We start from the raw sequence: 19,187 nt of genomic DNA on the forward strand, positions 1-19,187 counted from the left end.
CAATCCCGTAGGTTTGCGGTGATTATAGCAAGAGGGAAACGCCTGGTTCCATTCCGAACCCAGAAGCTAAGACTCTTTGCGCCGATGGTACTGCACTTTTGTGGGTGTGGGAGAGTAGGTTATTGCCGCTTTATTATTCAATAGCCCCGGCTTCGCCGGGGCTATTTTTGTTTAACAAACTATTCTGCTTGACGGGTAGTGCGCCCGGTGGAAGAAACTCCGGGCAGAGAATAATAGGGGAGAGGTGCCTCTCCTCCCTAACATCCACGGTCGAGGCCGCTCAGGCGCTTAGAGAGGCCGCGGATCCGCATCGCTACAGGTGCACGAAAGCCGCCCTCTATACTAGAATGGTATGGCTTATATTGGGCATTAAAGACGGGCCAAGCGCCCCTCCATAGAGTTGATGCCTCAGGCAGCGGACCGTCCGGACCGACTGCATCCACGACCCGCCACGAGCGGATACCTCCCAAGGAGATTCATGTCTGAGACCCCCCGCCACGAGTCTAACGGCTCCGGCCCCCGTCAGCACCGCAAGAACAACGGCGGCAAGGATTTCCGCTCCAAGAAGGGCGGCAAGAACTTCGGCGGTAAGGGCGGTTTCAAGCGTAACGATCGCGGAGGTAAAAAGTTCGACGGTCGCCGCTCTGACTCGCGTTCGAAGGCACCCCGCTCCAATGGACCCGAGGGTGACGCACCCCGCGAAGAGGTACGTAGCATCGGTGGCCGTGCAGGCTACCGTCCCGCTAAGCCCAAAGCACCCGAGATTGACAGCGATGTGACCGGTCGCGAACTGGACGGTGCAACCTATCGTCAGCTACGTGCCCTGGAGCCTCGTAACGCTGAGACCGTTGCCAAGCATCTGGTGATGGCGGGTCGTTACCTTGACATCGACCCCGAATTCGCGCTGGCGCACGCCGTTGCTGCCTCCCGTAGCGCCGGTCGTATCGCCGCCGTGCGTGAAGCCGTGGGTATCGCTGCCTACGTGGCAGAGGACTACGAGCTGGCCCTGCGTGAGCTGCGTACTCACCGTCGCATCAGCGGTTCCGTGGACCACCTTGCGCTGCTGGTGGACTGCGAACGTGCACTGGGACGACTGCCCAAGGCACAGGAAATGATTGCCGAATTCAAGCGTGAAGAGCTGCCTGCCGAGGTGCGTGTGGAACTGGCTATCGTCGAGTCCGGTATCCTGACCGATCAGGGCAAGAAGAGCCAGGCCGTGGTAGCCCTTCAGATTCCCCAGCTGAACCCCAAGCGCGCATTCGAATATAGCCCGCGTCTCTTTAGCGCCTACGCCGATGCCCTTGCCAACGCTGGCCGCGATCAGGAAGCCGAGCGTTGGGCACGCCTGTCTGTCGTGGCTGAGGCAGCGCTGGGCCAGGGCAACTTCGCGGAGCCCGAAATCTTCGATATTTTTGGCGAGGCAGACCTCTTCGAGAAGGAAGAGAAGCCCGCAGAACGCCCGGTCAAGGCTGCAGATGAGGAAGCCTCCGAGAAGGCAGAAGCAACCGGCTCCGAAGAGAATACCTCCGAGGACTCCGCCGCGGAAGCACCTGAAGATTCTGAAGCCGAGGAAAAGGCCGAGGCTGACGTAGAGTAATAGCCTGTACATACCGAACCGCCGGATGCGGCTCCCCGAGAGCACGCCTCCGGCTGTTCACGCTATAACGGAGAGGCTACCCGTCCGAATAGGAACTGCCCGTGACGAACGATAGGCCCCGGTAGTGCGGAACGGGTACGATAGAGGGAAAATACTAGCCGCTCAGACCCCGGAAGAGGTTCCTATGACCACGACCGCACTCCTTGCCCGATATGACGCGCTCCTCTCAGACCTGGACGGCGTTGTCTACGCCGGCCCCTTCGCCATCGAGGGGGCTCCCGAAGCCCTCAACCGTGCGGAGGAAGAGCTCAACGTACCGGTCATCTTCGTGACTAACAACGCTTCCCGTTCGGTAGAATCCGTCGCAGAACACCTTCGCGACCTTGGAGTGCACACCCGGGCAGAACGAGTCGTCAGCTCCGCACAGGCCGGCGCAAAGCTTCTCGCGCAAAAGATTCCTGCGGGCTCCAAAGTGCTGATTACCGGTACCGAGGCCCTCGCCGACTGTGTGCGCGACGCAGGCCTGGAACCCGTACGCACCGAGGCCGAGGGGCCAGTAGCCCTCATTCAGGGCTTTGACCCGAAGATGGGCTGGGAGGATCTCGCGGAAGCCGCCTACACCCTCGCTAACCCCGAGGTGCTGTGGATCGCCACTAACACCGACCAGACCATCCCTAAGGAACGCGGCCAGGCCCCCGGCAACGGCACCCTCGTCGCAGCCGTGGCAACCGCTTCGCGCCGTACCCCGCTCGTTGCGGGCAAACCCGAAGCCCCCATCTTCCACACCGCAGCACAGGCCCTGAACTCCGAGCGTCCCGTCATTGTGGGTGACCGCCTGGATACCGATATTCTCGGCGCTAATAACGCGCAGATGGACGGCGCGCTCGTGCTCACCGGTGTGCAGACCTACCGCGACGTCATCGAAGCCGTACCCGAACAGCGCCCGACCTACGTGCTGCGTACCCTGGACGACTTCTTCGCACCCTACCCTGAGATTGAGGTGCTCTTCGAAGGCTACGAGGTGATTGCGACCGGCCCCACCTGGCAGGCACGGGTGCGAGGCGAGAACCTGATTCTCACAGGCCCCGAGAACCTCGACGAGGGCACCTTCGCCGGAAGCGAGAGCGAAGCAGAGGCCTGGCGCGTCGCCTACGCCGCCTGGTGGGCAGCCAACCCCGAGCAGGCCGCCGTGCCCGTCATCAAGGGTCTTCCCGGTGCCTAAACAGAACGGAACTATGAACGCCGAGACCACCGACCGTTCTATCGCGGATGCCGAATTTGAGCGGCAACTGGCGGCGACCCTCGCCATGGACCCGGTAGAACGCGTCAAACGTCTCGAAACGATGAGCGAGCAACTGGAAAAGGATCTCGAGAATCTCTCCTAACCTCGCGGCGGTGAGCTCTCAGACGGTAATGTTCTGAGGGTTCACGGCACTACACGACGACAGAAAGAAGATATGGGCAAAGACACCGCGCGCCTCGATAAGTACCTGGTCGAAGCCGGATTCGTGAGCTCCCGAACCCTCGCCGCAAAGCTCATTGCCGCTGGAGACGTGCAGGTCAATGGCAAGGCCGCGCGTAAAGCGTCCAGGCTCGTGGGACCGGAGGATACCCTCTACGTGCGTCAGAGCGAACTGACCGAATACGTCAGCCGCGCAGGCCACAAGCTCGCGGGTGCCCTCGATGCGTTCCCCGATATCGAGGTTGAAGGCAAGCGTTGCCTGGATGCGGGAGCATCCACCGGAGGCTTTACCGACGTGCTACTTCGTCGAGGGGCCCGGCATGTGGCGGCCGTGGACGTGGGGCACGGACAGCTCGTGGACGCGTTACGCGAAGATCCCCGAGTTGGCGTGTACGAAGGCCTCAACGTTCGTTACCTGAAGCCCGAAGATATTGGCGGACAGGTTGAGCTGACGGTCTCGGACCTGTCGTTCATCTCGCTGACCCTGGTCATGGAGGCGCTAGCGAACGCCACCGAAACCGGCGGTGATCTGGTGCTCATGGTCAAACCGCAGTTCGAGGTCGGCAAGCACCGCATCGGACGCGGGGGAGTGGTCTACGAAGAATCCGCCCGCCGTGAAGCGGTGGAAAAGGTACAAACCTCCGCCATCAGTCACGGGCTGCGGGTGATGGGTATGGAGCCCAGTCCGCTCCCCGGTCAGGACGGCAACGTGGAGTACTTCCTATGGTGTCGAAAAGAAAATAAATAGCGTTGAGATAGTCTGAGAGGACTCCAATCGAGCGTGAGTAAAGCGCTACGGCCGGGGACTTCTCGGGCTATCGCGCTATCGAGGTGCCTTGGCAACGGGCCTCCACAGATTATTCGAAATAATTTTCTAAAAATAGAGTATTTTAGAAAATTTTCGAGAACATATTCGGTATGATGGGTGTAGATACACCAACTCAATACCCCAACCATGAATGGGAGAGAGTCGTTATGGCAGAACAAAAGAGCCATGTAGAAAAGGGAGCTGCTCTCGCGCAGGTGCAGCCGGAGGGCGAGCATCACGCGGCGGAACGTTCGGTCAATCGCGGGCGAAAGATCTTGGTCTTTGCGCACGTGGGACGCAAAGAAGCACGAGATGCCGCTCGCCAGGCCTGCGCTCAGCTCTATAAGGCCGGGCTGACCCCCGTCATGACTCGCTCCGATCTGGAAACCCTGAGCGAGAACTGGGATGAGCCCGTTCCCGTGCAGGTGGTGCATGAATCGGTTGCCCTTATCGATATTGAGCTTGGCGTGGTGCTGGGCGGCGACGGCTCGATTCTGCGTGCCGCCGAGATGGTGCGCCGAACCAGTATTCCCCTGATTGGCGTGAATCTAGGGCACGTCGGCTTTCTCGCTGAATCCGAAGAGAGCGACCTGAGTGAGACGGTGCGTCACATCGTTAACAGCGAGTACACGGTCGAAGAGCGTATGGCCATTGACGTTGAAGTCTGGAACGACGGTAAGCGCGTGCATAGCGACTGGGCACTGAACGAAGCCAGCGTCGAAAAGGGTAACCGCGAAAAGATGATCGAGGTCATCATCGAGGTAGACTGCCGGCCGCTGAGTACCTTCGGCTGTGACGGCGTGGTCATGGGGACCCCCACCGGCTCGACCGCTTACGCTTTCTCGGGTGGTGGTCCGGTGGTCTGGCCCGAGGTTGAAGCGATCCTGATGGTTCCGCTCTCGGCTCATGCGCTCTTTGCGCGCCCGCTCGTGGCGGCTCCCACCTCAACCCTGGCGGTAGAGCTCATGCCCGAAAACGGTGCCTCCGGTGTGCTGTGGTGCGATGGTCGCCGCACTGTGGAGCTTGACCCTGGCTCGCGTATTGAAGTGCGTCGATCCGAGAAGTCCGTGCTGCTGGCCCGCATCCACCCCGCGCCCTTCTCGGAGCGTCTGGTGCGCAAATTTGAGTTGCCCATCCGCGGCTGGCGCGGTCCGCAGGAGGCTGAGACGCAGTCCTCCAAGTAGGGGAGGCTACTTACAATATTCGCTACGCGACGGCAATTGTCACCTCTGCAGAGGGGGCGAGAAAAGTTCGAGACGGTCAAAAGAAAAGGAATGAACGTTCGTGATTGAGGAAATTCATATTCGAGACCTCGGCATCATTACCGATGCGAGGCTCCCCCTCGAACCGGGGTTCTCCGTTCTGACCGGTGAAACCGGTGCGGGCAAAACCATGGTTGTCACCGCCCTCGGAATGCTTCTGGGCGCTCGCTCGGACGCCTCCAGCGTGCGCAACGGCGCCAAGAATGCGCTCGCCGAGGCCGTCATCCGCTTGCCGCGAGGCCACCGTGCCCTCGCCCTGGCCGAAGAAGCCGGCGGAACCACCGAAGAGATTGACGAACAGAGCTCGGAGCTGTTGCTGGCTCGCACCGTCAACGCTTCCGGACGCTCGCGTGCCCACGTCGGCGGTTGCTCCGCACCCATCGGCACTCTCGCCCAGATTGGGCAGAGCCTCGTGGCCGTGCACGGCCAGTCGGACCAGCTACGCCTCAAATCGCCCGCAGAACAGCGCCAATCCCTCGACCTGTATGCGGGGGAGGAGCTGGCCTCCCTACTGGAGAAGTATCGAGAGAACTACGAACGCTACCGTGCCGCTGCCGCGGAACTCAAGGAAGTTCGGGAGAACTCTCGCGCTCGCGCACTAGAGGCGCAGAGCCTGCAGGGGGCGCTCGAGGAGATCGCCGCCGTCAACCCCCGCGCGGGTGAAGAGGACGAGCTCAAGGCCGAAATGATGAAGCTCATGAACGTTGAGGCTCTGCGGATTGCCTCCGCGACCGCCCTGACCGCGCTGAGCGGTAGCGAATACTCGAGCGGCGAGGAAGCCAACGTTATGGGTCTGCTCGATGCCGCCCGTAGCGCCCTGCAGGGACAGGCCTCTGCCGATGAAGAGCTTGCCGCCCTGGAAGCTCGTGTCAACGAGCTCATGATCCTGACCACCGATATCGCCTCGGATCTTTCCTCCTATGCGGCTTCCCTGGATGTGGAGGGGCCCGAGCGTCTGGCGCAGGTGCAGACCCGCCGCGCCCAGCTGGCAACGCTCATGCGCAAGTACGGGGCGGATATCGCCGAGGTGCTTGAATGGGCCGAGGAATCCCGCGCCCGCCTGGACACCCTCGTTGACGACCCGCAGCGCCAGGAAACTCTCGAAACGGAACTCGTGCAGTTGCGCAAGGTCTTGGGGGAACAGGCAGAAGAGCTGACAAACCTGCGCCGCGCGGCCGCCCAAAAACTTGCCGATGCGGTGAGCGAGGAGCTGACCGCCCTGGCCATGCCGAACGCATCCCTTGTGGTGGAAGTTGCCGAGGCGGAGAAATTCTCGGTACACGGCCGCGACACCGTCACCTTCATGCTGGCACCCCACCGCACCGCCGTGCCCCGCCCGCTCGGCAAGGGTGCATCCGGCGGTGAGCTCTCCCGCGTGATGCTCGCCCTCGAAGTGGTACTCGCCGAAGTGGATCCCGTGCCCACCTTCATCTTTGACGAAGTCGACTCGGGTGTGGGCGGCAAGGCCGCCATCGAGATTGGTCGCCGACTGGCCATGCTCGCCCGGCACGTTCAGGTGCTGGTGGTGACCCACCTGCCGCAGGTGGCAGCCTTCGCCGACCAGCACATCCTGGTGCTCAAGAACGACGATGCCTCGCTGTCTAAAGTGCAGGTGCTCACGGAGGAAGAGCGCGTGGTGGAGTTGGCTCGTATGCTCTCCGGTCACGACCAATCCGAGTCGGCTCGCGAGCACGCTCGGGAGCTATTGGAAGCCGGGCGGCAGGTGTCCCAGAACCAGGGGTGAAACACCCCGAACCGCAAGTAATGTACCTCGAAATCCACCGCCTGAAAACGGGCGTGCCGGACGACCAAACCCGGCGCACGTGGGGCGGAGGGTATGAGATACTCAAGGGGTACTTGAGGAAAATCTATGAACGGAGTTGCGGGAATATAAACCCCCGCAGACGTTACAGTGGAGACAGAACCCGAGGGGAGAGCTCCGGCCTGCGAGAATCATCTCGCGGCGTAGTTCTCTGCTTGGATAGCAGACAAGAAAATGGTAGGCTTGAATTCCGTGGTGAATGAAAAAAATAACGCTCAGAACGCGTCCTCTAACGACAAGGTAACCCGCCAGATTTTCGTGACCGGCGGTGTTGCATCTTCTCTCGGTAAGGGCCTGTCGGCCTCTTCCCTCGGTCAGCTTCTTCGCTCTCGCGGCCTCTCTGTGACCATGCAGAAGTTCGACCCCTACCTGAACGTCGACCCCGGTACGATGAACCCCTTCCAGCACGGTGAAGTCTTTGTCACCGACGACGGTGCAGAAACCGACCTGGACATCGGACACTACGAGCGTTTCCTGGATGAGAACCTCGACCAGTCCGCTAACGTGACCACCGGTCAGGTTTACTCCTCCGTTATCGCGAAGGAGCGCCGCGGCGAATACCTCGGCGACACCGTCCAGGTGATTCCTCACATCACCGACGAAATCAAGTCCCGCATGCGTCACGCAGCGGAAATCGACAACGCCCCCGACATCATCATTACCGAAATCGGCGGCACCGTTGGCGATATCGAATCCCTGCCCTTCATGGAAGCCGCACGTCAGGTACGCCGCGATGTCGGACGCAAGAACGTCTTCTTCCTGCACGTCTCCCTGGTGCCCTACATCGGCCCCTCCGGCGAGCTGAAGACCAAGCCTACCCAGCACTCCGTCGCAGCACTGCGCGGCCTGGGTATTCAGCCTGACGGCCTGATTCTGCGCTGTGAGCGCGAGGTTCCCGCATCGCACCGCTCCAAGATCGGTAACGCCTGCGACGTGGACACCGACGCCGTCATCTCCTGCGCCGATGCCCCCAGCATCTACGACATCCCCAAGACCCTGCACAGCCAGAAGCTCGACGACTACATCCTCGACTACTTCGGCATCGAGGCACCCGAGCCCGACTTCACCCAGTGGGACCGCCTGCTCGACGCAGTGCACCGCCCCGCCGCAGAGGTGAACGTGGCCCTGGTCGGTAAGTACATCGACCTGCCCGACGCATACCTCTCGGTCTCCGAGGCTCTGCGCGCCGGCGGCTTCGCAAATAACGTGAAGGTCAACATCAAGTGGGTTGCCGCCGACCTGTGCGCAACCGACGAGGACGCAGACCACCAGCTGCGCGGCATGGACGCCATCCTAGTGCCCGGCGGCTTCGGCATCCGCGGCCTGGACGGCAAGATTGGCGCCCTCAAGTACGCACGCGAGCACAAGATCCCGACCCTGGGTATCTGCCTGGGTCTGCAGTCCATGGTGATTGAGTACGCGCGTAACGTGCTGGGTCTGCCCGAGGCGTCCTCCACCGAGTTCGACCCCGAGACCCCCGTACCCGTTATCGCCACCATCGAAGAGCAGAAGCAGTTCGTCGAGGGTGCCGGCGACCTGGGCGGCACCATGCGCCTGGGCCTGTACAAGGCAAACCTGGTGCCCGGCTCTCAGGTAGCTAAGGCATACGGCGCAACCGAGGTTGCAGAGCGTCACCGCCACCGCTACGAGGTGAACAACGAGTACCGCGAGCAGCTCGAAGAGGCTGGTCTCGTGATCTCCGGTACCTCCCCGGATTCCTCGCTGGTTGAGTACGTGGAGCTGCCCGCAGAGGTTCACCCCTACTACGTGGCAACTCAGGCACACCCCGAGTACCGCTCCCGCCCGACCCGCCCGCACCCGCTCTTTGCAGGCCTGATTAAGGCTGCCCTGGAGCGCCGCGGCGCATAAGGCGACCGAACGCGTTGAGCGCCCCATCCGTCCCCTCGGCGGCTGGGGCGCTCGCCGTTTAACCGTCTTAATCCATCGGGGGAGGCGCCGAGTAACGGGGAGAAGTGCGAGGGAGTTCCGAAACGAACCCTCTAGAATAGAAATATGAGCGAAAACCAGCATATTATCGACGAACCCTCAGAACGTACGATTCGCACCCGGACCGTCAAATACAGCGGATACGTCATCGAAACCGCGGTCGAGGAATACGAGCTGAACGAGGACACCGTACTCACCCGCGACGTCGTGGAGATGCCCGGTGCCGTCGCCGTAGCGGTTCTCAACGAACGCAACGAACTGCTGATGCTCAACCAGTACCGGCATCCGGTGCGCATGAACCTCTGGGAGGTGCCCGCCGGCCTGCTCGACATCGACGGTGAGGACCCTCTGCACGCCGCACAGCGCGAGCTCGCCGAGGAGACCGACCTGCGAGCCGCCAGCTGGCACGCCCTGACCGACTACTTCAGCAGCCCCGGCGCAACCAGCGAGGCGGGTCGCGTCTACCTGGCCCGCAACCTGAGCGAGCTGCCCCGCCAGGAGCGTACCGAACGCACTGAAGAAGAGGCAGAGATGACCTACCGCTGGGTTCCCCTGCAGGATGCGGTGCAGTTGGTTCTGGACGGTAAAGTGCACAACGCGCTGGCCATCCAGGCGATTCTGGCCACTTACGCGGCCTCAGCGCGCGGCTTCGAAGGCTTGCGCGAAGCCGCCGGCGGCTGGGAATTCCACCCCTACATGGGGCATCGCCGACAGAAGCCGCAGACCTTCCGTTAGGGTTCGGAGTCTTCTCGCCTGATCCCTCGAAGAGGCATTTCGCGCTACCGTGCGCATCCGAACAAACCCGAACGACCGCGTGAGAAGGGAAGAGATATGGCACAGCCCGCGCTGAAGGGCGCTACCCCCGCGGTTGAGGGGACCGGCGAGCAGACCCCCCTGGAGCGGGCCATCGACCAGTACCTGGTGCATCTGCGGGTCGAGCGGGGTAGCAGCGAGAACACCATCGCCTCGTACGCGCGAGACTTGCGCCGCTACGCCGCGTACCTCTCCACCCTCGGGGTAATCGACCCCGAACGCATTACGACCGCGCAGGTACGTTCATTTATGCGCGAGCTTGCCGCGCCCACCGTACCCCTACCCGGCCTGGCCGTCCCAGTTAAAAAGCAGCCGGAGGAAGAGAACTCCGTGGATGCCGAAGAGGCCGCAGAATCCCTGGCCGTCCTCATCGCCGCCGACGGGGGTCGCGGTACCGAGCCGGGGGAGCGGGGGAGCGGCGAGGGAAGCATCCCGCTGCCACTGGGTCCTAACTCCATCGCCCGCACCATGGCCGCCGTGCGCGGAGCCCACGCCTTCTGGGTTTCTGCCTTTCTGGTGGAAAAAGACCCCGCCGCGACCGTGACGCCGCCCAAAAACGTCAAGCGCCTACCCAAAGCTATTACCGTGGAGCAGATGCAGCGCCTCCTCGCCGTGCCGGATCGAGACACTCCCATCGGCCTGCGAAACCGCGCCATACTTGAATTCCTGTACGCCACCGGTGCCCGCGTGAGCGAAATGCTCAACGCCGATATCGACGACGTACACAGCGAAGAAACCCTGACCGACGAGGACGGCAACGACATCACCCTCCCCGGGTACGTGCGGCTCTTCGGCAAGGGGAGCAAAGAACGCCTCGTGCCCCTCGGAAATTACGCCCACAAGGCCATTCAGGATTACCTGGTGCGCGGGCGGCCCGCGCTCGTGGCCCACGGCAAAGGCACCGCCGCGCTCTTCGTCAACGGGCGAGGCGGCAGGCTGGGGCGCCAGGGTGCGTGGCTCATCCTTAAGGAAGCCGCCGAGGCGGCGGGCCTCAGCGCGGACTTCTCTCCGCACTCCATGCGGCACAGCTTCGCAACCCACCTGCTGCAGGGCGGCGCCGATATTCGCGTGGTGCAGGAGCTGCTGGGGCACGCCTCCATCGCGACCACGCAGGTGTACACCAAGGTCACTCCCGAGGGGCTCATGGAGGTTTACCGGATGGCGCATCCGCGTGCCCACGAGCGGGGATAAAACCCCGCCAATCCGCGGAACAGCCGCTCTTGAGGTAACCTTATAGACAACGCTTAAACTTAAAACTTCGAATTCATTGATGAAGGTGAACCATTGACTGAAGCTCAGGCACAAGAACTCGGCCCCACCGGTCGACCCCTGCGCGTGTACCCCGACCCGGCTCCGCTGAGCAGCCACGGTCCCGCCCGCATTATTTCTATGGTGAATCAGAAGGGCGGCGTGGGTAAGACCACCTCCACCATTAACCTGGGCGCGGCACTGGCAGAATGTGGCCGCAAGGTGCTGCTGGTCGACTTCGACCCGCAGGGTGCCCTCTCCGCCGGTTTCGGCGCGAACCCGCACGAGCTGGACCTGACCGTCTACAACGTCATGATGGACCGCAAGGTCGACATTAAGGACGTTATCCTGCCCACCGGCGTGGAGAACATCGACCTGCTGCCCGCGAACATCGACCTTTCCGCAGCCGAGGTGCAGCTGGTCAATGAGGTGGCTCGCGAGCAGGTTCTCGCTTCGGCCCTGCGCAAGGTGCGCGACGAGTACGACGTCATCCTCATCGACTGCCAGCCCTCCCTGGGCCTGCTGACCGTCAACGCGCTGACCGCCTCCGACGGCGTGATTATTCCGCTGATTTGTGAGTTCTTTGCCCTGCGTGCCGTGGCCCTGCTCGTGGATTCCATCGAGAAGGTGCAGGACCGCCTGAACCCGAACCTCGAGATTGTTGGCGTGCTGGCTACCATGTTCGATGCGCGCACCATCCACTCCAAGGAAGTTCTGGCGCGCATCGTGGACGCTTTCGGCGACAAGGTGTTCGACACCGTCATCAAGCGCACCGTGAAGTTCCCGGACGCATCGGTGTCTGCTGAGCCGATTCTCAGCTACGCCTCGAGCCATCCCGGTGCCGAGGCGTACCGTCAGGTTGCTCGCGAACTGATTTACAAGGGCGGCGCACGCTAGCCCTTCCCCCGATGCGCCCCCTACCGATGCGGCTTGTACGACCCTTGAGCCGCGCCGGTAGGGGGCGTATAATTATGGGGATTCATTCCCGCCCGCACCGGCTACTTCGCCGAATAACGACCGAAGATGCCGAAGATGCCACCGAGAAATCACTGAGAAATCGCCGAGAACGCGAGCCTCACGATACCGGCAGGCATACCCGGCGCATCGACCGGATGTAACGCCCAGACCGCGGGACGGAAAAACACATAAGGAGAACAGGTCTTTATGACCACACACGTCGCTGCCGTGAGGGTACCGACACCGAACGCAGAGGCCGCCCAGAACGCCCGATCCGAGGGCCGCGGCCTGCAGAACCCGGAACGCGGTTTCACCCTCACCCTCAGTAATTTTGAGGGTCCCTTTGACCTTCTGCTGACCCTCATTTCGCGCCGCAAACTCGACATTACCGACGTTGCGCTCGCCGAAGTGACCGATGAGTTCCTCGCCTACCTGCAGGCCCTCTACGCCGAGGGTACGGAGCGAGCCCTGGACGAGGCCAGCGAATTTCTGGTCACCGCCGCAACCCTCCTCGAGCTCAAGACCGCGCGCCTGCTACCGCAGCACCGCGAACCCCTTGAGGAAGATGTCGCCCTGCTCGAGGCCCGCGACCTACTCTTTGCGCGTCTGCTGCAGTACCGCGCCTACCGTGAGGTCGCCGATATCTTTGCCGAACGCTGGGCGCAGGAAGCGCGGCGTTTTCCCCGCGCGGTCGCCCTCGAAGAACGCTTTGCCCACGCCCTACCCGAACTGGTTCTGGCCGGAGGCGCCGAAGAGTTTGCGCGCATTGCGGCCGCCGCGCTGAGCCGGCAGCCCGCCGAACCCGAGCCCGCCGCGGAAGAAATCGTGGAGGAGCTGAACGAGCACCTGCATGTTCCGGTCACCACCATCGCCGCCGAAGAACACTATCTGCTGCACACCCTGCTTGACGCCTCCGGGCGCGAACTGCGCTTTGACGAACTTGTGCGGGGCGCGGGCGACCTGGAAATTGCGGTGGTTCGTTTCTTGGCCCTGCTGGAGCTCTACAAGGAGGGCGCCCTGCACGTGGAACAGGAGCAACCCCTGGGCGAGATTCTGGTGCGAGCCAGCGCCACGGCGGGAAGCTTCGTGATTCGCCCCGAGGCTCTCCCCGCAGCGCGGGACGGCTCGGAGCCTGTACTCCCCGAGAGCGCGGAAGCCCGCGAAACCCCGGAAGCGGAGTTCACCGAGAACGGCATCGACCCGGAGGAGGAACGTGACTAACCCCGAGAACGGATCGCGTTTCAACCGCGAATTCACCCCCGATGACCTGGCCATCGTGAACCTGGGTTACTGGGATCCGAACGCTGAGGACGATACGGGGCTGGCCGCCTCGACGCCGGTCGAGTCCGCGGTCGCACCCGCGGTCAAACCGGTAGCTGAGAACCGGGAGCTGGTAGCGGCCGAATCGGCTGAACCCGCCGAGGAACCGGAAGAGCCTGAAACGGCGGAGGCACCCGACAGCCCGGAAGCACCGCAGGAACCTGCACCTCGTGCAGAGAAGAGCTCGGCGAAAATACCCGCGGGAGGGCCCTCCACAGCACCCAGCGTGGCGGTCGACCCCGACGCCGAGTTCTCGCGTGTCGAGGCTATCCCCGGCGGCGTCAAAAGCGCCATCGAAGCAATCCTCGCCGTCGCCGAGGCCCCCGTGAGCGTGCGCGAGCTTTCTGCCGCGCTCATCGTGAGCGAGCGGGCCGTCGAACACGCCCTCGATCAGCTGTACCGCGAGTACAACGGCGAGGAGACGGAATACGGCGAGGAAGGCATCTCACCCGAGCCGCGCGGATTCCAGCTGCGCCGCATCGCCGGTGGCTGGAAGCTCTACGCCCGCGACGACTTCGCCCCCTGGGTGGCGCGCTTCGTGACTCGCTCCAAGAGCGCGACCCTGAGCAAGCCCGCCTACGAGACGCTTGCCGTGATTGCCTACCGGCAGCCGGTGACCAGGGCGAGGGTAGCCTCCATTCGAGGCGTAAACGCGGATGCGGCCATCCGCCAGCTGCTGCAACGGCAGTTGATTCGCGAGGCCGGGAGAGAAGCCGGAACCGGTGCGACCCTCTACGAAACCACGGACCTGCTGCTGGCGAAGCTCGGTCTGGACTCCCTGGAGGAGCTGCCGGCGCTCGCGCCCTTCCTGCCCGATGACACGGAAGCCGCAGTGCTCGCCGAGGGCAACGACTAAGACAACGAATCAATAAGACGAACGAACGTTCGGGAAGTACCTGAAACGTTCGCACTATACGACAGAAAAGAGAAGAACACCATGGCATATGGAAACTCCTCCCGCGGCGGCCGCTCTGCATCCGGTCGCCCCCAGAACTCCCGCGGTGGCCGACCCGGTGCAGGCCGTCCCGGCCAGGGCGGCAAGCCCGGCGCTAAGGGCGCAGGCGCACGCGGCGGTCGCCCCGGCGCACCGAAGAACGGCGCTGGTAAGGGCGGCGCAAAGGGCTTCGGCGAGAAGAAGGTCGGTGACAAGAAGTTTGGCGAGAAGAAGTTTGGCGCAGGCCGCGCAGGTCGCGGCCGCGGCACCGAACTGCCCAAGCGCGAACGCCGCGCACCGGGCCGCCCCTACCGCTCCGGCGAAGCTTTCGCCCACGAGCGCGGCGAGTACCGCGTCAGCAACTACGCCGGCCCGCACCGTCCCCGCCGCCCCCGCAACGCGCCGGTCGACCACTACGAGTTCTACGACCACGACGGCGTGCGCCTGCAGAAGCTGCTGGCTCAGGCCGGCGTGGCCTCCCGTCGCGTGTGCGAGGAAATGATTACCGAGGGCCGCGTCACCGTCAACGGTGAGGTCGTGACCGAGCTGGGTGTGCGCGTGGACCCCTCCAAGGTGACCGTGCAGGTGGACGGCATGACCGTGCAGACTAACGACAAGCTCGTCTACATGGCCTTCAACAAGCCCTCCGGCGTGGTCTCCACCATGGAAGACCCCGAAGGTCGCCCCTGCATCTCTGATTTCCTGCGTTCCTCCATGAGCGAGCGCGTGTTCCACGTGGGCCGCCTGGACGTCGAGACCGAGGGCCTGCTGCTGCTGACCAACGACGGCGAGCTGGCCAACCGCCTGACCCACCCCTCCTACGAGGTGCCTAAGACCTACCTGGTGCAGGTGCCCGGCCCCATGGAGCCCGGCGTGGGCGCAGCCATGAAGAAGGGTATTCGCCTGGAGGACGGCGTGACCCGCGTGGACGAGTTCAAGCTGGTGGATTCCACCCCCGGCCACGTGCTCGTTGAGGTGACCATCCACTCCGGTAAGAACCGCATCGTGCGCCGCCTCTTCGACGCTGTCGGCTACCCGGTCGAGCGCCTGGTCCGCGTTGAGATGGGCCCGATCCGCATCGGTTCGCAGAAGCAGGGCACGATTCGTAACCTCTCGAAGGTTGAGATCGGTCACCTGCTTGCTTCGGTGGACATGTAGGAACCCAGAGGAGAGTGTCATGAGCCCCTCTACGACATCCCTTCCGCCGGAGTTGCCGATGAGCCCGACCCTGAACGGCCCGGTGCTCATTATCGGCTCCGGCCTGCTGGGCGCCTCGATTGGCCTGGGCCTGCACGCGGCCGGGTACGAGGACGTGTACGTTCAGGACATTTCACCCACCGCCGAGGCCGTGGCGCAGGATATTGGCGCCGGCACAAGCTTCTCCTCACTGACGGAGGACCAGCGGGCCCGCTTTGAGCCGCAGCTGGTGGTTGTGGCCGCCCCTCCGGATGTGGCCGGCACCGTGTGCGCGCAGGCCCTGCGGACGTACGGGCCGCGTCCCGAGACCGGCTACCCCGGCGCCACGGTGACCGATGTGGCCTCGGTGAAGGTGCGGCCCCTGGCGGATGTGCTGGCCTCCGGCGCGGATGCATCGCGCTACGTGGGTTCGCATCCGATGGCCGGTCGCGAGAAGTCCGGGCCGGTGGCGGCCCGCGGTGAGCTGTTCCAAGCGCGCCCGTGGATTATCTGCGAGCACGATTCGGTTCGCCCCGAGTGCGTGCGCCTGGTGCGTTCCGTGGCGGTGGAGCTGGGCGCGATTGTGACGGCGCTGAGCGTGCAGGAGCACGATCATACGGTGGCCCTCATCTCGCATGTTCCGCAGGCGATGAGCTCGTTGCTGGCCTCGCGCCTGCAGGATACCCCGTTGTACGCGCTGTCCCTGGCGGGTCAGGGGCTACGCGATACGGTGCGTATCGCGGCTTCGGACCCGACGCTGTGGGTTCAGATTTTTGCGGCGAATTCCGAGCCGATTGTGCAGACCCTCTACGGGGTTCGCGATGACCTGAACCGGCTCATCTCGACGCTGGAGAACCCGACGGCTTCCGGCGCTCGCCTGGATTTGGCGCAGCTGATGAGCGAAGGTAATGCGGGTGTCGCCCGCATCCCGGGTAAGCACGGTACGGCTCCGGCGGCCTTCGCGACGATGACGGTGCTGGTGGACGATACCCCCGGCACCCTGGCCCGATTGCTCGCCGAGATTGGTGAGTTGGGCGCTAATATTGAGGACCTGCGGCTGGAACACTCGACGGGTGCTCCGGTGGGTATGGCTGAAATCTCGGTCAACCCCTCGATTCTGGAGTCGCTGGTCCGCGATTTATCGGCCCGCGGCTGGCGCGTGGTGAAGTAGAGTTAATGCTGTATTTTCCGGCATGGAGCGAGACGAATTAAAGGAGTGCAGATGCACGAGAACCCTAAACTGACGATTGCTATCGACGGACCTTCCGGCTCCGGCAAGTCGTCTGTGTCTAAGGAAGTGGCCCGCCACTTTGGCCTGGCCTACCTGGATACCGGTGCGATGTACCGCGCCGCAACCTACCGTGTGCTGGAGCTCGGTATTGACCTGAACGATGCCGAGGCCATCGCGAAGGCCGTCAAGGAGATGCCCCTGGTGTTCGGCACGAACATCAACGAGGAAGAGATCATGATGGGCTCCACCGATATCCGTGAGGAGATTCGTAGCGAGCGCATTTCTTCGGCCGTGTCTGCCGTGGCTTCGGTTCCGGCGGTTCGCGAGTACCTCATCGGTCTGCAGCGTTGGACGATTGACCACGCCGTGAACGGTATGGTCGCCGAGGGGCGCGATATTACGACCGTGGTGGCTCCCGATGCTGACGCACGCATCCTGCTGACCGCCTCCGAGGAAGTACGCATGGCTCGCCGCGGCCTGGAGAACTCCGAGAAGTCCGGCGCTTCGGGTGATCTGAGCAAGCAGATTGCTGAGCGTGACGCGAAGGATGCGAAGGTCAATAACTTCATGGAGGCCGCCGAGGGAGTGACCCTGGTGGACAGCTCGGACCTTGATTTTAATGAGACGGTCTCCGCGGTGATTAACGCCGTGAACGACCAGTTGAAGGCGAAGCGCGCGGGCTAGGTTCCGTGGAAACGCCGGGGGAGCGGGGTATTCGCTCCCGAGAAGACGTTGAGCCGCGCTCGCGTGCTGACCGATGGGTTGGCCGCGGGGCGGGTAGAGAAAGGAGCGCGCATGGCTGAGGACGCTATCCGCGACGATTACGAAGAGAAGTACCTGGGTGGTGGCGAGGACGACGTTACCGAGCGCCTGGCTGAGATTGACGACGAAACCGCCGACCAGCGTGCCCAGGCCTTGCTGGAGGGTCTGGAAGACTACGACCTGGATGAAGAGGACCGCGCCCTGCTGGGTGCCTGGGGCTTCGACATTGAGGAAGAGGAAGAGCAGCTGGCCGACCCGGTGGTGGCGATTGTGGGTCGCCCGAACGTGGGTAAGTCGACCATCATCAACCGTATTCTGGGCCGCCGTGAGGCCGTGGTGGAGGATAAGCCGGGCGTGACCCGCGACCGCGTGTCCTACAAGGCCGAGTGGCTGGGCAAGAGCTTCACCCTGGTGGATACCGGTGGCTGGGAGTCTGATGCCCGCGGTATTGATGCTCAAGTGGCCGATCAGGCCGAGATTGCGGTGGAGCAGGCCGATGTTGTGGTCCTGGTGGTGGATGCACGCGTGGGTGTGACCGCCTCGGATGAGCAGATTGTGCGCATGCTGCGCCGTGTGAAGAAGCCGATCATTCTGATTGCCAACAAGATTGACGACGCCCACCTGGAGCCGGAGATTTATAACCTCTGGTCGCTGGGTATGGGTCAGCCGTTCCCCGTTTCGGGTCTGCACGGCCGCGGCCTGGCGGATGCCCTGGACGAGATCCTTGAGGTCATGCCGGAGCACTCGCAGTTCGCTCAGCCGGAGGCGCTGGGCGGCCCGCGTCGTGTGGCTCTGGTGGGTCGCCCGAACGTGGGTAAGTCCTCACTGCTGAACAAGCTGGCGGGTTCTGAACGTGCCGTGGTGAACGACCTGGCCGGTACCACCCGCGACCCGATTGACGAGATCATCGAGCTGGGCGGCTACCCCTGGCGTTTTGTGGATACCGCGGGTATTCGCCGTCGCCAGCACATGGCGAAGGGCGCGGAGTTCTACTCCTCGCTGCGCACCCAGACCGCCCTGGAGCGTTCCGAGGTTGCCGTGGTGCTGCTGGATGTTTCCGAGCCGATTTCTGAGCAGGATGTGCGCATCGTGCAGACCGTGATTGATTCGGGTCGTGCGATGGTCCTGGCATTCAACAAGTGGGATACCCTCGACGAGGATCGCCGCGAGATGCTGGAGCGCGAGATTGAGCGCGACCTGGCGCACGTGCAGTGGGCGCCTCGCGTGAACATTTCGGCGAAGACCGGCTGGCACAAGGACAAGCTGGTCCCGGCCCTGGAGCACTCGCTGGAGTCGTGGGATTCGCGTATTCCGACCGGCCGCCTGAACGCATTCCTGGGTGAGATTGTGGCCGCGCATCCGCACCCGCTGCGCGGTGGCAAGCAGCCGCGCATCCTGTTCGGTACTCAGGTGTCTTCGCGCCCGCCGAAGTTTGTGCTGTTTACGACCGGCTTCCTGGATCCGGGTTACCGACGCTTCATCATGCGTCGTCTGCGTGAGACCTTTGATTTCACAGGCACCCCGATTGAGATTTCGATGCGCGTGCGTGAGCGCCGCACCCTGGGGGAGCGCCAGAGTGCGAAGGCTAAGAAGGGTAAGGGCGGCCGCCGTTAGCGCGGTCTCGGCTCCTTGAATCGGAATGGGCTGCGCGCCGGGGTGACGGGTTGTGCCGTGGCCCCGGCGCGCGGCGCGTTCGGCGCCGGTTGCGTTTTTGAGAACGGGGTCGGCGGACCGACAGCAGATGCGTCCAAAAGATTTTTAAGATTTTTTCTAAAAATTGTGAATCTGGCTTGCGAGGTGCCGAAAACACCGGTATAGTTATTCGAGTGTTCGGGGGAAACCCCGGGC

At 63.2% G+C, this 19,187-nt stretch carries 16 protein-coding genes and 1 rRNA gene; all 17 read left to right on the forward strand.

The window, feature by feature from the left end; all coding sequences use genetic code 11:
• Positions 1–14: 14 nt before the first annotated feature.
• The 17 genes from rrf (at position 15) to der (ending at position 18,953) form a co-directional block, all read left to right on the forward strand.
• A 5S ribosomal RNA gene (gene rrf / locus AC3E6W_RS04125) occupies positions 15–131 on the forward strand.
• A gap of 347 nt (positions 132–478) precedes the next feature.
• Positions 479–1,597: a tetratricopeptide repeat protein gene (locus tag AC3E6W_RS04130; RefSeq protein WP_294647365.1), complete on the forward strand. Its 1,119-nt coding sequence runs from the start codon at positions 479–481 to the stop codon at positions 1,595–1,597.
• A gap of 184 nt (positions 1,598–1,781) precedes the next feature.
• Positions 1,782–2,819, forward strand: coding sequence for an HAD-IIA family hydrolase (locus AC3E6W_RS04135; protein ID WP_049343495.1), 1,038 nt, complete (start codon positions 1,782–1,784; stop codon positions 2,817–2,819).
• Between the two features lie 13 nt (positions 2,820–2,832).
• Positions 2,833–2,982 (forward strand): GTPase, encoded by a 150-nt coding sequence (locus AC3E6W_RS04140; RefSeq protein ID WP_239662766.1) that lies wholly within the window; start codon positions 2,833–2,835, stop codon positions 2,980–2,982.
• A 72-nt stretch (positions 2,983–3,054) separates the two neighbouring features.
• Positions 3,055–3,807 carry a TlyA family RNA methyltransferase gene (locus tag AC3E6W_RS04145; RefSeq protein WP_490652405.1) on the forward strand — a complete coding sequence of 251 codons (753 nt, stop codon included), beginning with the start codon at positions 3,055–3,057 and terminating at the stop codon, positions 3,805–3,807.
• Positions 3,808–4,034: 227 nt separating this feature from the next.
• Positions 4,035–5,051 (forward strand): NAD kinase, encoded by a 1,017-nt coding sequence (locus AC3E6W_RS04150; RefSeq protein ID WP_080975259.1) that lies wholly within the window; start codon positions 4,035–4,037, stop codon positions 5,049–5,051.
• 100 nt (positions 5,052–5,151) lie between these two features.
• The gene (recN, locus tag AC3E6W_RS04155) at positions 5,152–6,873 is read left to right on the forward strand and encodes a DNA repair protein RecN (protein ID WP_313967652.1); all 1,722 of its coding nucleotides are present in this window, start codon (positions 5,152–5,154) and stop codon (positions 6,871–6,873) included.
• A 252-nt stretch (positions 6,874–7,125) separates the two neighbouring features.
• Positions 7,126–8,820: a CTP synthase gene (gene pyrG, locus AC3E6W_RS04160; protein ID WP_049343492.1), complete on the forward strand. Its 1,695-nt coding sequence runs from the start codon at positions 7,126–7,128 to the stop codon at positions 8,818–8,820.
• A 144-nt stretch (positions 8,821–8,964) separates the two neighbouring features.
• Entirely contained in the window at positions 8,965–9,633 is a 669-nt protein-coding gene (locus AC3E6W_RS04165) for an NUDIX domain-containing protein (protein WP_490652406.1), read from the forward strand.
• Between the two features lie 96 nt (positions 9,634–9,729).
• Positions 9,730–10,902, forward strand: coding sequence for a site-specific tyrosine recombinase XerD (locus AC3E6W_RS04170; RefSeq protein WP_313967654.1), 1,173 nt, complete (start codon positions 9,730–9,732; stop codon positions 10,900–10,902).
• Between the two features lie 93 nt (positions 10,903–10,995).
• The gene (locus AC3E6W_RS04175) at positions 10,996–11,856 is read left to right on the forward strand and encodes a ParA family protein (RefSeq protein ID WP_049332573.1); all 861 of its coding nucleotides are present in this window, start codon (positions 10,996–10,998) and stop codon (positions 11,854–11,856) included.
• Between the two features lie 267 nt (positions 11,857–12,123).
• Complete coding sequence (locus AC3E6W_RS04180) at positions 12,124–13,137, forward strand: segregation and condensation protein A (protein ID WP_490652407.1); 1,014 nt, start codon at positions 12,124–12,126, stop codon at positions 13,135–13,137.
• Positions 13,130–14,092, forward strand: a complete 963-nt coding sequence (gene scpB / locus AC3E6W_RS04185) for an SMC-Scp complex subunit ScpB (RefSeq protein WP_490652408.1) — start codon at positions 13,130–13,132, stop codon at positions 14,090–14,092. The genes AC3E6W_RS04180 and scpB overlap by 8 nt, the downstream gene beginning before the upstream one ends.
• An 81-nt stretch (positions 14,093–14,173) precedes the next feature.
• A complete protein-coding gene (locus AC3E6W_RS04190; RefSeq protein WP_490652409.1) occupies positions 14,174–15,328 on the forward strand; it encodes a pseudouridine synthase in 1,155 nt (384 codons plus the stop codon).
• A gap of 19 nt (positions 15,329–15,347) precedes the next feature.
• Entirely contained in the window at positions 15,348–16,517 is a 1,170-nt protein-coding gene (locus tag AC3E6W_RS04195; RefSeq protein ID WP_298604807.1) for a prephenate dehydrogenase, read from the forward strand.
• Positions 16,518–16,568: 51 nt separating this feature from the next.
• Positions 16,569–17,261, forward strand: coding sequence for a (d)CMP kinase (cmk, locus tag AC3E6W_RS04200; protein WP_049332579.1), 693 nt, complete (start codon positions 16,569–16,571; stop codon positions 17,259–17,261).
• Between the two features lie 111 nt (positions 17,262–17,372).
• A complete protein-coding gene (der, locus tag AC3E6W_RS04205) occupies positions 17,373–18,953 on the forward strand; it encodes a ribosome biogenesis GTPase Der (protein ID WP_485063664.1) in 1,581 nt (526 codons plus the stop codon).
• Positions 18,954–19,187: the final 234 nt, after the last annotated feature.

The sequence above is a fragment of the Rothia sp. SCPM-O-B-18226 (M350) genome (genome assembly GCF_058213595.1).